Below are 15,206 nucleotides of genomic sequence, written 5' to 3' on the forward strand. Positions count from 1 at the left end.
GCGTGCATCACCGCGTCTTCCGCTCTCTTTCGCCCGTAATGCTTCCGGTGTTGGTCGCCGCCCTGCTGGCAGGTGCGCCGCCCGCCGCTGCGCAACAGCGCTGGCATTGGAACGGCGGCGCGGCACCGGCCGCGTCGCGCACCCTATCGACGCCAGTCGCCTCTGCCACAACGGGCACCAGCCCGGCCCTGCAACTGGAATGGCAGGCACCGGTCTATCTGGCATGGGTGACCAACCCGCTGTCCGGGCCTGCGCAGGTCCGGCTGAGCGCTCCACCCAACGAGGATTACCGCGCCGTGCCGCAACTGCCGCTCACGGTGCTGATGGCTGCGCACGAGCGTCGCCTGCTGGCACGACTGTACCCGGCCAGCAACCAGCGCACCCTGGGTGGGCTGGGACTCAAGCTCGACATCGTGCCTGGCGATCCTCAGGCGCAGCCGCAGCCGGCGGGCTATCAGCTGCCGTTCCGCGATGCGCCGGTGCAGGTGGATCAGGGCTTCGGCGGCCAGTTCAGCCATGCCGATCTACCCAACTGGTATGCGGTGGACTTCGCCCTTCCCCAGGGCACGCCGGTGCTGGCCGCGCGCGAGGGCGTAGTCATGGAGATACGCAAAGACGTCGCTGAAAGCAGCGTCCACGACCCTGGCGCGGGCGGCGGCAACCTGGTGCGGGTGCTGCACGCCGACGGCAGCATGGCGCTGTACGCCCATCTGGTCCCGAACGGCGTGGCAGTGCACGCCGGCCAGCGGGTCGGCGCCGGCGAACGGCTCGGCGCCTCGGGCAATACCGGCTACAGCACCGCCGCGCACCTGCATTTCTCGGTGCAGCGCAACGCCGATCTGCAACTGGTGTCGGTACCGTTCCGGATGTGGGGCCCGCGGGGCGAGCTGCACTTCCCCTCGCCGGCCCCTTAGCACTGACGTCCCGGCGCCCCGATGCCACCTGGCCGCCGGTCCGCAAAGGCCCGTTGCGCCGAAGCCGCTATAATCGTCGGCTTCCTCAGTTTCCGCAGGCGTCCGACCGGGCGCGCACCGCCCATGTCCGAAGTCTCCAACGAAGCCGCGCGCCGCCGCACCTTCGCCATCATCTCCCACCCCGATGCGGGCAAGACCACGCTGACCGAGAAGCTGCTGCTGTTCGGCGGTGCGATCCAGATGGCCGGCTCGGTGAAGGGCCGCAAGGCCGCCCGTCACGCCACCTCGGACTGGATGGCGCTGGAAAAGGAACGCGGCATCTCGGTCACCTCCTCGGTGATGCAGTTCCCGTACGAGGGCAAGATCGTCAACCTGCTCGACACTCCCGGCCACGCCGACTTCGGCGAGGACACCTATCGCGTGCTGACCGCAGTGGACTCGGCGCTGATGGTGATCGACGTGGCCAAGGGCGTGGAGGAACGCACCATCAAGCTGATGGAAGTCTGCCGCCTGCGCGACACCCCCATCATGACCTTCATCAACAAGCTCGATCGCGAAGGCAAGAACCCGATCGATCTGCTGGATGAAGTGGAAACCGTGCTGGGCATCCAGTGCGCGCCGGTGACCTGGCCGATCGGCATGGGCCAACGCCTGAAGGGCGTGGTGCATCTGATCAGCGGCGAAGTGCACCTGTACGAACAGGGCCGCAACTTCACCCGCCAGGATTCGACCATCTTCCCGTCCCTTGAGGCGCCCGGCCTGGCCGAAAAGATCGGCGAGCAGATGCTGGCCGAGCTGCGCGACGAACTGGAACTGGTGCAGGGCGCCAGCAACGCCTTCGATCTGGCGGCCTACCGCGCCGGCCAGCAGACACCGGTGTTTTTCGGCTCGGGCGTCAACAACTTCGGCGTGCAGCCGCTGCTGGACTTCTTCATCGAGCACGCACCGCCGCCGCAGGCGCGCGACACCACCGGACGCCGCGTCGAGGCGACCGAAGCCAAGCTCAGCGGCTTCGTGTTCAAGATCCAGGCCAACATGGACCCGCAGCATCGCGACCGCGTGGCCTTCATGCGCGTGTGCTCGGGCAAGTTCGCCGCCGGCATGAAAGCGCTGCACGTGCGCAGCGGCAAGGAACTCAAACTCGCCAACGCACTGACCTTCATGGCCAGCGACCGCGAAATCGCCGCCGAAGCGTGGCCGGGCGATGTCATCGGCATCCACAACCACGGCACCATTTCCATCGGCGACACCTTCACCGAAGGCGAATCGCTGTCGTTCACCGGCATCCCCAACTTCGCGCCGGAACTGTTCCGCCGCGCACGCCTGCGCGACCCGCTCAAGCTCAAGCAGCTGCAGAAGGGCCTGGCGCAGCTGTCCGAGGAAGGCGCCACGCAGTTCTTCCGCCCGTTGATGAGCAACGATCTGATCCTGGGCGCGGTGGGCGTGCTGCAGTTCGACGTGGTGGCCTACCGGCTCAAGGACGAATACGGCGTGGATGCGATCTTCGAACCGGTGAGCGTCACCACCGCGCGCTGGGTGCATTGCGACAACGCCAAGAAGCTGGAGGAATTCCGCGAGAAGAACGCCGGCAACCTGGGCGTGGATGCGGCCGGTCAGTTGGTCTATCTCGCACCGACGCGCGTCAACCTGCAGCTGGCGCAGGAACGTGCGCCGGATGTGCGCTTCTCGGCAACGCGCGAACACGCGCACGCCAAGGCAATCGACTGACATAGACCAGGATCGCTAAGGAAGCGCAACGGCTGGCGATGCGATTTGCGTGCAGTTACGGTACCTTTTTGGCATGAACGCAGACGCCTCCCCCTCGACCGACCTGCGCGACGAAATCGCCAGCGCCGTGACCCACGGCCTGGGTGCCATCGCCGCCCTGGCAGGCGGTTCGGTGCTGATCACACTGGCCGCCATCTATGGCGATGGCTGGCAATTGGCCACCTCCATCGTGTTCAGTGCCACGCTGGTGTTGCTCTACGTCGCCTCCACGCTGTTCCACGCAATCCCGCATCCGGGCGCCAAAGCGCGCCTGCAGGTGCTGGATCACTGCGCGATCTACCTGTTGATCGCCGGCACCTATACGCCCTTTACGCTGATCAATTTGCGTGGCACCTGGGGCTGGGGATTGTTCGCCGCCATCTGGACGATCGCCGCCGCCGGGGTGCTCTTCAAACTGTTCTTCACCGGCCGCTTTCGCTTGCTGTCGACGGTTCTCTACCTGGCCATGGGCTGGCTGATCATCGTGGCCATCAAGCCTCTGCTGGTTGCGGTGGACACGTGGTCGCTGTGCTGGCTGCTCGCTGGCGGGCTTTTCTATACCTTGGGCACCTACTTCTATCAGCGCGACACGCAACGCTACTTCCACGCGATCTGGCACCTGTTCGTGCTCGCCGGTAGCGCCTGCCACTTCGTTGCGGTGGTCGAACAGGTCATGTGATCGAATGGTGCCGGCCCGTTCGCACGCCGTGCACAAGTCATCGCCAACCATGCGCACGTGAACAACGTGACCCATGCTGCCGATTCCCACGCCTCCCGTACGCTGCGCCGTCGACGCTGGCTGATCGGGCTTGGCGGTGTTGCCGCCGTCCTGGCGATCTTCGTGTTGCTATTCGACTGGAACTGGCTACGCGGCCCGGTCGAACGCATCGTCAGCGCCAAGACCGGCCGCGAGTTCCGGCTGGGACATCTGGATGTGGACCTGGGCCGCACCACCACGGTTCGCGGCGAGCGGCTGCAGCTGGCGAATGCCGCGTGGTCCAAGCGCGGTGCGATGGCAGAACTGAACGCCGCCGAGATCGACGTCGAGCTATGGCCCCTGCTGCGCGGCAAGGTACGGCTGCCGGAAATCCGCCTCGATCAGCCCACCGTCCTGCTGGAAGCCGGCAACGACACGCACCCGGGTAACTGGGTGTTCGACGATCAGGATGGCAATGGCAGCATGCCGCGGCTGGGCCGGTTGCTGGTGACCAAGGGACGGCTGCGCTACATCGACGACGACGCGCGTTCAGATATCGATGTGGCCATCAATAGCCTGGCGCCTGCGCGCAGCGATCAACGTGCAGCACCAATCGGCATCGACGGAAAGGGTCGCTGGAAGGGTTACCCGTTCACGCTGAAAGGCAACACAGCCTCGCCGCTCGAGCTGAGCCAGAGCGAGCATCCCTTCCGCATCGATCTACGCGGCAGCGCCGGCGCCACCCGCACGCATGTGCGCGGCACCCTGACCAATCCGTTCCAGTTCCGTGTCTTCGATCTGCAGATGGCGCTCAGTGGCCAGGACATGCAAGACCTTTACCCGCTGACCGGCGTCGCCATGCCCTCCACGCCACCGTACACACTCGATGGGCGGCTGCGCCGCGATGGCCAGGTGTGGCGCTACGAGAAGTTCACCGGCACCGCCGGCGACAGCGATCTGTCCGGCACGGCCGAGGTGGACCTGCGCAACAAACGCCCGTTGCTGCGCGCCGACCTGGCATCCAGGCGGCTGGATTTCGACGACCTGGCCGGTTTTGTCGGTGCACCGCCCAAAACAGGCGGCGACGAATCGGCCAACGCACAACAGAAGAAACAGGCAGCGCAACTTGCCGCCAGCGCGCGGATCCTGCCGACCACGCCCTACGACCTGACCAAACTGCGCGCGATGGATGCACAGGTGCGCTGGCGCGCGCAGCGCATCAATGCGCCGTCGTGGCCACTGGACGACATGGATGCGTCGCTGACGTTGAAGGACGGTCTGCTGCAGCTGGACCCGCTGAATTTTGGCGTGGCCGGTGGCGACATCCGCTCGGCCATCCGCATGGACGCGCGCAACCCCGTCATCGTCACGCAGCTGAAGGCAGGCATTCGCGGCATTCGGCTGGATCGGCTGTTTCCGGATGCCGCGCTCGCCAAGCAGGCTTCAGGCGCAATCGGCGGCGCGCTGGATCTGCGTGGCCGCGGCAATTCAATTGCCGCCATGCTCGGCAGCGCGGACGGCTCGATCGGCGTCGGCATGGGCCGCGGCCATGTCGGCAACCTGATCATGGAACTGGCCGGCCTGGACATCGCCGAATCGCTGAAATACCTGTTCACCACCGACCGGCAGATTCCGGTGCGTTGCATGTTCGGGGATTTCGCCGTCAAGGACGGGCTCATGCAATCGCGCGCCCTGGCCTTCGACAGCACCGACACCATCATCGTCGGCGAGGGCAACATCAGCTTGAAGGACGAAACCCTGGATCTGCTGCTGCGCCCGCGCCCGAAGGACCGCAGCATCCTCAGCCTGCGCTCGCCGCTGCGCGTGGGCGGAACCTTCAAGGATCCGTCGTTTCATCCCGACTACAAGGCGCTCGGCCTGCGTGGCGCAATCGCGATCGGCCTGGGCATGATCGCCCCGCCCGCCGCCCTGCTGGCCACCTTCGAACCAGGGCCGGGCAAGGACAGCAAATGCGGCGGCAAGTACGCCAAGTAACTGCTCGCGCCGCCCTCAGCTGGCGATATAGCGCTGCAGTTGATCGATGTCGCGCTGCTGCATCTCGATCACCGCCTTGACCAGGTCGCCGATCGAGATCACGCCCTGCACGCGGCCGTTTTCGACCACCGGCAGATGCCGGAAGCGGCCATCGGTCATCAACTGCATGCAGCGCTCCACGGTCTCCGACGGCGACACCGTCACCACCTGCGTACTCATGATCTCCGCCACGCTGGTGGTGGCCGACGAGCGATCGTGCAACACCACCTTGCGCGCGTAATCGCGTTCGGACACGATGCCGACGAGCCGCTCCCCGTCCATCACCAACACCGCACCGATGCCCTTTTCGGCCATCAGCCGGATCGCCTCGATCACTGCGGCATCGGCGGCAACCGCGAACACCTCAACCTGTTTGGTCCCCAACAGCTGTCGTACGGTCTGCATGGCCCGCTCCGCGCTTGGTCTGGTCGTCGCAGACTACTCCCACCGCGCCGCGGTGGGTATCGACCAGGTACAGCGGGCGCTGCTTGGCCTCGTCGTACAACCGGCCCAGGTATTCGCCGATCAACCCCAATGCAATCAACTGGATACCGCCCAGAAACAGGATCACCGACATCATGGTCGGCCAGCCGGCCACCGGGTCGCCGATCAGCGCCGCCTTGACCACCACCCAGGCCCCGAACAGAAATGCCACCAGCGCGGTCATCAGCCCCAGGTAGGTCGCCGCGCGCAGCGGCACCGTGGAAAAACTGGTGATGCCGTCCAGCGCGAAATTCCATAGCCGCCAGACCGTGAACTTGCTGTTCCCGGACAAGCGCGGCTCGCGTCGGTACGGCAACGCCACCTGACGGAATCCCACCCAGCCGAACAAGCCCTTCATGAAGCGGTGCCGTTCGCGCAACTGCTGCAGGGCCTGCACCACTCGTGGCGAAAGCAGCCGGAAATCGCCGGTATCGGCCGGGATCGGCGTGCGCGACAAGCGCCCAATGACGCGATAGAACGCGTGTGCGGCGCCGCGCTTGAGCCAGCCCTCGCCCTCGCGAAAGATGCGCGTCCCAAAGATATTGTCGTAGCCGGCGCGCCAGAGAGCGACGAATTCGGGAATCAGTTCCGGCGGATCCTGCCCGTCTGCGTCGAGCAGCACCACCGCGCCCGGCAGCACATGATCCAGGCCTGCGGATACCGCCACTTCCTTGCCGAAATTACGCGATAGCCGAAGCGCACTGACCTGCGCATCGTCCTGCGCAAGTGCCTGCAGGACGTTCCAGGTGTCGTCGGTGCTGCCGTCATCGACATACAGCACACGCGTCTGCAAGCCATGCAAGCCCGCCAGCACCGCGCACAGGCGCGGATGCAGCAGCGGAATGCTGGTTTCTTCGTTGAAGGCCGCGATCACGACCGTGATGCGTTCGGTGACGGCCGGCAGTTGGGCGTCGTCGATGGTCCTCACCTCACTGCGCCTGCAGATACGCAGCGCCGCCCAGCTGGCGCGCCTGCCGCTGGATCCAGGCGGTGCGTCGCTGCACGTAGGCGCCGGGCCGGCGCGCATCGTAGCGGCGCGGAGAGGGCAATACTGCGGCCAGACGCGCCGACTCGGTGGGCGACAGGCCTGCCGCATCCTTGCCCCAGAACTGCCGCGCCGCCGCCTGCGCGCCATAGACCCCGTCGCCGAATTCGGCCACGTTGAGGTACATCTCCAGAATGCGCTGCTTGGGCCACAACAGCTCGATCAACACGGTGTACCAGGCCTCCAGGCCCTTGCGCACCCAGCTGCGCCCCTGCCAGAGAAAGACATTCTTGGCTACCTGCTGACTGATGGTGCTGGCCCCGCGCACGCGCCCGCCACGCGCATTGTGATCGCGTGCCTTCTCGATCGCCTGCAGATCGAAGCCGTGGTGCACCGGAAACTGCTGATCCTCGGCAGCGACCACCGAAATCGGCAGGCTGGCGGCGATCTGATCGTAATCGCGCCACTGCTGATGCAGGGAAAAGCTCCCATCCCCCTCGCCCCAGGCTTCCAGGTAGCGCCCGACCATCATGCTGCTGATCGGCGGGTCGACCACCCGCAGCGCCAGCACCTGCAGCACGCTCGCCGCAGCAAACAGCAGCGGCGCCGCCAGGATCCAGCGCAGCCAGCGCCGCCGCCGCGGTGGTGTCACCTGCTTGCCATCCAATGCATCCGTCCCCATTAGTTCGCTTCGACCTTCAATCACGATGCCTGCCGCATTATCCGGCAACCAGCGTCCCTTACGTCCGATGTCTCCATGACCGATCACGACCAGCTTTCCCGTTTCCTGCTGCCTGCCGCCGGCGTGCGTGGCGTCCATGTGCGTCTGACCAAGGCCTGGCACGATGTCCAGGGCGCGGCCGAGTACCCGCCTGCCGCGCGCCAGCTGCTGGGCGAAGCGGCAGTGGCGGCTGCCCTGTTCACCGGCCACACCAAGGTCGACGGGCGCCTGTCGGTGCAGCTGCGCGGTAACGACACCCTGCGCACACTGTTTGCCGAATGCACCGCTGCGGGGACCTTGCGCGGCATCGTGCAACTGGCCGAGGGTGCCGACGCGCCCACCGACCTGCGCGAGCTGGGCGAGGCCGCGCTGCTGGCGATCACCATCGAAAACCCCGGCCTGGACCCCCGCGAACCGCAGCGCTACCAGAGCTTGGTGGGCATGCAGGCCCCGGATCTGGCCGAAGCCTTCGAAACCTATTTCCAGCAGTCCGAGCAGTTGCCGACCCGCCTGCTGCTGGCCGCCGGCCCGGATCAGGCCGCCGGCCTGCTGCTGCAGAAACTGCCTGGCGATGAAGGCGACAACGACGGCTGGACCCGCATCGGCGCCCTGTTCGACACCCTCGGTGCGCCCGAGCTGTTGTCGGTGGCCGGCGAAGACCTGTTGCACCGCCTGTTCCACGAAGAAGACCCGCAGTTGCTGGGCGGCAAACCGCTGAGCTTCGGCTGCTCCTGCTCTCGCGAGCGGGTTGCGTCGATGCTGGAATCGCTGGGTGAGGAAGAGGCGCGCGCAGCCGCCGAGGAGACCGGCGAAGTGGAGGTCCGCTGCGAGTTCTGTGGCCGCGAGTATCACTTTGCGTTGACCGAGTTGACCGTACTTTTCAGCAAGGCGCAGCCCTCTCAGCAGGCGCCGGAACGGTTGCAATAGATAGCATTGGCGGTGCGTTGTGGGGAACGCGACCACTTGTTAAATAATCATAAACGCCCTAGCATTCCCATTGCCCGCTCTCGGGAACTTAACAACTGCCCCTGGGTCTGAACTCTGGTATGCGACACCTTCTGCGCCTTCCGCTCGCTTTGCTGGTTGCCCTTGCGGCAGCCACGGGTGTGCATGCGCAGTCCACGTCCCAGCAGTTGCGCGAGAGCACCATCCTGCCGGTGTGGAACAAGGGCAGCGGCAAGGTGGAGGCCTTTCTGTATCTGGAACCCACTGGCGAGCAGAAGGCCGGCGCGCGTTGGCACTTCGGCCGCAATTCGCTGGATGCCGCGTTCGGCCTGACCTCGGGCGATTCGCTGGGCCTGCTCTGCAATAGCAGCCGCGGCACCAACATCAGCGGTCTCGCCAGTCACTGCCTGCTCGCCGGCATTGGCGACGATGAAGAAGACAGCGCCGCCGCATCGCGCCGGGTTTCCGGAACGCTGGGCTTCAATCGCGCCGGCGGCCGTGTAGGCGTCACCGCCGGCACCGGTCGCGACACGCTGCCAGCGTGGTTGATCGGTGCCGGCAAGGCACCACTGACCCGCGTCGAGCAGAACGATCTGACCGTGTTCGGCCAGAAGAACATCGGCCGCGAAGGCTTTGTTTCGATCGGTGGCACTTACGCCCGTGCGCGCCTGGTCCCGCTGGCCGACGTCTCTCCGGCCATCGCCGACCAGTGGGACAGCAAGACCCTGAGCGTCGGCGGCGGCTATGGCGCCTTTAGCGCCAATGTCATCGGGCGGGTCGTCGATGTTCCCGGCCAGCCGGAAAAATGGGAAGGCCTGGGCCTGGGCCTGACCTGGCGCACCCCGTGGAGCGGACAGTTGACGGTCGGCGCGGAGAACGTCATCTCGCGCGGCAAGAACCCGTTTGCGCCGAATAACGAGAGCAACAGTGACGGCACCATTCCTTATGTGAGGTATGAGCAAGACCTGTAATCTACTTCCGTTTTGAAATAATAACGCCACCGTCACATACGGTGGCGTTTTCGTTCATGGCGACAAAAGTTAACGGGACTTTAATTTTTAGGGACGGCCATATACCATCGGTTCACCCTGACGCCTTGGGACCGCATCTTCGGACCCGCTTGCCAGGCCAACCTAACCGTTACACGGAGAGAGAGCCCATGAAGTGCACGTCAAGCAAACTGCGTGACGCCGTCGTACTTGCGCTTGTTGTCGGAGGAGCTTATTCATCGACCTCCTTCGCACAGGACACATCCGCTGGCACAACAACCAACCTCGACAAGATTGAAGTGACCGGATCACGCATTAAGCGCGCTGATCTGGAGACTTCCAGCCCCGTATTCGTGATTGATCGTCAAACGATCCAGAGTTCCGGTGCGGCGACTGTCGGCGAATTTCTTCAGCGCACGCCGGCCATTGCTGGCGCAGCCACCAATCCTCAGGTCAACAATGGCGGTGGTGCAGGCGCGGCTACAGTTGATCTGCGCGGACTTGGTGTCAACCGATCACTCGTCTTGGTCGACGGTAGGCGCTGGATTGGCACCGTCAGCAACGCGAACGGCGCGGTGGACATCAACTCCATCCCTTTAGGTCTCATTGAGCGCGTCGAGGTGCTGAAGGATGGCGCATCGGCCATCTACGGCTCTGACGCAATTGGCGGCGTCGTCAACTTCATTCTCCGCAAAAATTTTGACGGCGTTGAAGCAAGCGCCTATTACGGAACATCGTCACGCGGTGACGCGTCGACTGAACGGTATGACGCCGTTTTTGGCATGACAAGCGATCGTGGCAGCCTGATGCTTGGCGCAAGCTACGATAAAGCCGAAGAAGTACGTGCGGCAGATCGCACCTACTCAAGCCAGCCTTATCAACTTTACGCTGGCGAAAAAGGCATTGGTGGGACGAGCCGTATTTTGACTGGCCGCTATGTCGTGCCGCGTGGGAATGCTGCTGGCGTCAATCTAGCTGACCCCAATTGTGGCGCTGGCGCGAACGTTACTCTTACGCGAATCGATGGGCGTCCTGGCTCGTCACCTTCGGACTTCCGTTGCTTCAATCCGCAAACCGATGTTTACAACTACCAGGCCGATGGAAATTTGACGCTGACACCGCAGGAGCGGACCAGCCTCTTCATGAACGGCACGTACAAGCTCAGTGACAACGTCGAAGCCTTTGTACTTGGCTCGTGGCTGCGGACCGAGTCCTCCTTTGCGCTGGCACCTCTGCCGTTCGACGGCCGACCTGCAGTGGACGACGTTCCGATCAGCGCCGATAGTCTTTACAACCCCTTCGGAGTCGATATTACCGACGCGCGCCTGCGCCTTCGTGATTTCATCCCCACGCGCACGACCCGCTTCGTAACGGAAACCTACCAGATCACCGGAGGCCTTCGCGGAGCGTTTGGTGACAGCAGCTGGAGTTGGGATGCATCGTACGGGTACGGCCGCTCGCCACAGTCATCCTCGGTGAAAGGGTATTTGTTCAGCCCTGGCCTCACTGCGGCACTGGGCCCGTCCATGATCGATCCAGCAACCGGAAATCCTATTTGCGTCCGGACGCCAGGCAACCCAGCCACGGCCATCAATGGCTGCTTGCCGGTCAACTTCCTGGGACCGGCACCAGATGCAAGCACGGCTGCAGGACAGGCTCAGTTGACTGCGCTTGGTCTGATCAATCCAACGATTACCAACACCAACGAAAACACCCTCAAAGTTTTCAACGCCAACGCGACAGGCGACCTGTTTGATATCCCCGCAGGAACCGTATCGTTGGCCGTTGGCGTGGAGCGACGCGAGGAGTCAGCAAGTTCGACCAGCGATTTCCTCACGATCATTCCGCCGGGTGAAACTGTCTGCTTGACCACGCAGGAAGCATGTACGTTTGGTGATATTTCTGGAAAGTTTGACGTCAACGAAATCTACGCCGAGGTACTGGTCCCACTGTTGACCGACGCGCCTTTCGCAGAGAAGCTCAATCTGACACTTGGAACCCGTTACTCGGATTACTCCAATTTCGGCGGCACCAACAACTCGAAAATCGGGCTGGAATGGAAGCCGTTCTCCGATCTGTTGATCCGCGGCACCTATGCAGACGTCTTCCGCGCACCTACGATTGGCGACCTGTTTTCACCCACAGCACCAAGCGCAAATAGCTATGTCGATCCTTGTAACGGTTACTCGGGGCAGGCGACGGCCGATCCGCGCGCCTGCGCAGGTGTCGCGCCTGACGGCTCCTTCCGTCAGAGCAACAACCAGGTCACCTCTTTCCAGGTCTCCAACCCGAACCTCCAGCCGGAAGAAGGCGACGTTTTCACGTATGGTTTCGTGTATAGCCCGAGCTGGCTCGAAGGCTTCAGCGTAACCGCCGACTACTGGCGCGTAAGCCTGGATCAGTTCATCACCAATCTTCCAGAAACCGTGATGCTGAACCAGTGTTACCAATTCGGCCGCTACTGCGACACCTTCATTCGCGACGAAGCAGGCGACGTTGCGCAAATGACGAACGTGATCGGCAACTTTGGTGAGCTGCGGACCAGCGGCGTCGATCTCGGGTTCCGCTATACCACTCAGGAAGCTGCGTGGGGCAAGCTTTCGTGGAATCTCGATACAACATACATCCGTCAGTACGACGTTCGTCTGTTGTCGGGAGACCCGACCAGCGACGTCGGAGCATTCCCGGGTATTCCGGAAAGCAAGGGACTCGCCGGCACGTTCGTTGATTCCGCGTCGTCGGGGTTCGGTAATATCGCGCGCTGGCGCGCGCTTAACGATTTGACCTGGACTTATGGCAACCTGAATGCAAGCCTGACAACACGGTATGTCCACCACGTCAACGAAGCACCGGATGTTGCAGAAGTAGGTACAGACGGCTATGTGGCCAAACGTCAGGTACCCTCCTACACCCAGACGGACTTCCAGCTTGGGTATCGCCTTGAATCGTTGAACAACAGTACGATTCAAATCGGTGTTCGCAACCTGGCGGATCGTCAGCCGCCACTGGTTTATTCCGGCTTCAATGCCTCCACCGACTTGCGGACCTACGATGCCATCGGCAGGTACTACTGGATGCGCTGGACTGCACGATTCTGATCTGAAAAAGGAAAAGGAGGATGCCGCTTCTGCGGCATCTTCCTCTTCAGGTCACCTTCGGCATTTCATTCGAATAAAAGACAATAGTTTGTCCGTACAGTTGTGCGCCAAGCTGGTCGATTCTTTTCAGGCGCTCAGCGAATTTCATGAGAGAAATGGCCAGGGCATTCGCCAGGGCCTGGAGGAAAGTGCCTGGACGGAGTTGGACATCTCCAAACTGTCCGATCGCGCCTTTCTGGGATTCTTCCGTTCGCTGATCAGCGAGGAGCTCAAGCGCTACAACACTGAAATAGATCTGGACATTGCTGTCCCTGATAGCCCGCTACTCAGCCCATTGATTCTCAAGCGCTATCGCGCGGGAAGCGATGAACGCTTCCAGACACATTTCGATTCCATAAACAACGTATGCGATCGATACCTTGTTTTTCTGTGGTATCTCAACGATGTCTCGGAAGGTGGAGAAACTTGGTTTCCAGGGTTGAACTATGGCGTCGAACCGAGAGCCGGCAGGCTTTTGATGTTTCCACCATATTGGATGTACGCCCACCAGGGCAGGCCGCCGCATAGTGGAGACAAATACATACTTTCCACCTACCTGCGCTTCCCGCAACGCTGACTAAGCGTAGCCATAACGGCGACGCCATGGCGCTAGAAGGCTTAGCGTGCGCTGCGAAAAATGGTGCCGGTAATTCTCCCACCGCCCAATTGCTCGATCATTGATCGGCTCGATAACCTGGGCGTAACTCGGCGTATTGATTCGGGTGGATCGCAACCTGGCAAGCTCCTGGAAGTTCGCCATGACGTCGTCCCACTCAGACTCCAGAAAATCTAACAGTGCAGAGACATGCGCAGGCATGTTTTTCACCAGATCTTCGTAGCGAAGCTCGTAGACATTGGCATTTGCTAATGCTCTGTGACGCTCCCAATGAGACATCACCTCTACATACGTCTCTGCGGACGCCTCCAGTGTTGCAAATGAAAGTGCGCCTCCACGCATGCCAAATGCCTGCATGTAGCAGCTCAGCACGCAATCGTGGGGGTCCCGCAAGAGGAAGATATACTTGGCTCGCGGAAATATTCGCGAAATATAAGGAACTCGCGTGAGATTCAAAGGATACTTATCCACCAGACCCGGCTTTATAGAAATGTACCTGGCGGCCACCGCATAATAAAAATCTCTCGCCCGACTGATCTGATCGTCAGAAAGTGCGGCCAGCCAGTCGTCCAGTTGCGGCTCGGCAAAAGGCTTACTCGAACGCAGGCTGGCGATGGCCTCCTCTAACGCCGGACGCTCATCCAATACCGCAAAACCCGGGTGCGCATCCAGTATGCGCTCCAGCAATGTAGTTCCTGATCGCGGGAAACCCACTAGAAATGTCGGATCTCCCGAACGCTCGCCCTTTCTCAAGTCATTCCAAGCCAAAGGAACAGGCTTCTTTAAAGATTCCTCCAACCATCTCAGGGCGTTATCAGCTTCCTGCTCTGGAAAACGCTGGTTGTACGCCGCAACAGCACGCACATGCGCGCGATTCAACGCAGCCATTGCTTCATCATAGCGACTGCCTGCATCGGCATTCTTGGCGCGCTCGAACTCCAGCAGCGCCCCAATTGCTCCACCCCCAACCATTGCAATGCCGGAAGCCAGGCATTTTTCAGCATCTTCGTATTTCTTTTGTCGGCGCAACAGTCGACCCAATGCAAGCGCCTTCATCGGCGAAATTTCGCCCGCAGTAACGCTTTTGTGCTGCAGATGACCTTCCGCCTCCTCCAGGCGATTAAGTCTTTCAAGCAAAAGAACGAGCTGTATCCGCAACTCACTCGTTGAGTGCGCATCATCCAGAAGATCCTTATACAGCGCCAACGCGCGCTGCTCTTCACCGCAGTTCGCAAGCAACCAAGCGAAGCTCTCACGCTGCGCGCGTGACATCCCACAATGCTCAAGATGCGAAAGACAGGATTTCATCTCGTCGAATCGCTCAAGCTCCATCAAGCATTGCGAATAAGCTAGAACAACATCACATGCTTCCGGCTCCTGCTGCCAGGCATACCGAAGACTTCTCTCTGCTTGCTGGTACTTTTGCAGATAAAGGAGCGCCAGTCCTTTACCTAACTGACAAGCCACTTCATCCCCAGCGCCTCGCCTTACAGCCTCTTCGAAAGCCGCCAGCGAACCCGAAAAGTCCTCCAGCTCAAGCAGTAGATTGCCGATATTTATCAGATATGCAGGCTCGCCAGGCCGGAGACTTGCCAAATGCCAATACGCATGACAAGCATCGAGCAGCAAGTTGCCATTATGCAACTCCTCTGCAAATCGCGACCAAGCAGCGATACTTGATAGATCAGGCACGACCTCGTCACGAATCCAGGTCCGCATTCTTTCTTTGTGATCAGACAGCAACGTAACCATCGCCAAATGATCTCACATCCGGCCATTAAGACGACGTACGGGCTTCACGCATCACGGTGGAGCGAATACCGCGTCTATCCGCGCTGCCGCACCGCGCCTGGTGCTGATCCGCGCCGACCAGGAAGACGGACGCTTCATCCCAGACGCCAGAACCCCAACCGGACTT

General features: G+C 61.9%; 12 protein-coding genes. 8 read left to right on the top strand and 4 right to left on the bottom strand.

The window, feature by feature from the left end:
* The first annotated feature begins 38 nt into the window (after positions 1-38).
* From FHY18_RS05015 to FHY18_RS05030, 4 genes are all read left to right on the top strand, one after another.
* Positions 39-914 (top strand): M23 family metallopeptidase, encoded by an 876-nt coding sequence (locus tag FHY18_RS05015; protein ID WP_259151956.1) that lies wholly within the window; start codon positions 39-41, stop codon positions 912-914.
* Positions 915-1,037: 123 nt separating this feature from the next.
* The gene (locus FHY18_RS05020; protein WP_259151959.1) at positions 1,038-2,642 is read left to right on the top strand and encodes a peptide chain release factor 3; all 1,605 of its coding nucleotides are present in this window, start codon (positions 1,038-1,040) and stop codon (positions 2,640-2,642) included.
* A 73-nt stretch (positions 2,643-2,715) separates the two neighbouring features.
* Positions 2,716-3,360, top strand: coding sequence for a hemolysin III family protein (locus FHY18_RS05025; RefSeq protein ID WP_259151960.1), 645 nt, complete (start codon positions 2,716-2,718; stop codon positions 3,358-3,360).
* 66 nt (positions 3,361-3,426) lie between these two features.
* The gene (locus tag FHY18_RS05030; RefSeq protein ID WP_259152504.1) at positions 3,427-5,373 is read left to right on the top strand and encodes an AsmA family protein; all 1,947 of its coding nucleotides are present in this window, start codon (positions 3,427-3,429) and stop codon (positions 5,371-5,373) included.
* 15 nt (positions 5,374-5,388) lie between these two features.
* Here FHY18_RS05030 and FHY18_RS05035 read toward each other — a convergent pair whose 3' ends face one another.
* From FHY18_RS05035 to mtgA, 3 genes are read right to left on the bottom strand one after another with little or no spacing between them, the layout of a single operon-like run.
* A complete protein-coding gene (locus FHY18_RS05035; protein WP_259151961.1) occupies positions 5,389-5,817 on the bottom strand; it encodes a CBS domain-containing protein in 429 nt (142 codons plus the stop codon).
* A complete protein-coding gene (locus FHY18_RS05040; protein WP_259151962.1) occupies positions 5,777-6,823 on the bottom strand; it encodes a glycosyltransferase family 2 protein in 1,047 nt (348 codons plus the stop codon). The genes FHY18_RS05035 and FHY18_RS05040 overlap by 41 nt, the downstream gene beginning before the upstream one ends.
* A 1-nt stretch (position 6,824) precedes the next feature.
* The gene (gene mtgA, locus FHY18_RS05045; protein WP_259151964.1) at positions 6,825-7,562 is read right to left on the bottom strand and encodes a monofunctional biosynthetic peptidoglycan transglycosylase; all 738 of its coding nucleotides are present in this window, start codon (positions 7,560-7,562) and stop codon (positions 6,825-6,827) included.
* A 75-nt stretch (positions 7,563-7,637) separates the two neighbouring features.
* Here mtgA and FHY18_RS05050 point away from each other — a divergent pair, with 75 nt between their 5' ends.
* From FHY18_RS05050 to FHY18_RS05065, 4 genes are all read left to right on the top strand, one after another.
* Positions 7,638-8,528 carry an Hsp33 family molecular chaperone HslO gene (locus FHY18_RS05050; protein WP_259151965.1) on the top strand — a complete coding sequence of 297 codons (891 nt, stop codon included), beginning with the start codon at positions 7,638-7,640 and terminating at the stop codon, positions 8,526-8,528.
* A gap of 152 nt (positions 8,529-8,680) precedes the next feature.
* The gene (locus FHY18_RS05055) at positions 8,681-9,517 is read left to right on the top strand and encodes a hypothetical protein (protein ID WP_259152506.1); all 837 of its coding nucleotides are present in this window, start codon (positions 8,681-8,683) and stop codon (positions 9,515-9,517) included.
* A gap of 188 nt (positions 9,518-9,705) precedes the next feature.
* Positions 9,706-12,633 (top strand): TonB-dependent receptor, encoded by a 2,928-nt coding sequence (locus FHY18_RS05060; protein WP_259151966.1) that lies wholly within the window; start codon positions 9,706-9,708, stop codon positions 12,631-12,633.
* 88 nt (positions 12,634-12,721) lie between these two features.
* On the top strand, positions 12,722-13,249 hold the full coding sequence (locus FHY18_RS05065; protein ID WP_259151967.1) for a 2OG-Fe(II) oxygenase: 528 nt from the start codon (positions 12,722-12,724) through the stop codon (positions 13,247-13,249).
* Here FHY18_RS05065 and FHY18_RS05070 read toward each other — a convergent pair whose 3' ends face one another.
* A complete protein-coding gene (locus tag FHY18_RS05070; protein ID WP_259151968.1) occupies positions 13,250-15,040 on the bottom strand; it encodes a sulfotransferase in 1,791 nt (596 codons plus the stop codon).
* Between the last annotated feature and the right edge of the window lie 166 nt (positions 15,041-15,206).

This window comes from Xanthomonas sp. 3793, from assembly GCF_024806835.1.
Taxonomy (GTDB): Bacteria; Pseudomonadota; Gammaproteobacteria; order Xanthomonadales; family Xanthomonadaceae; genus Xanthomonas; species Xanthomonas arboricola_F.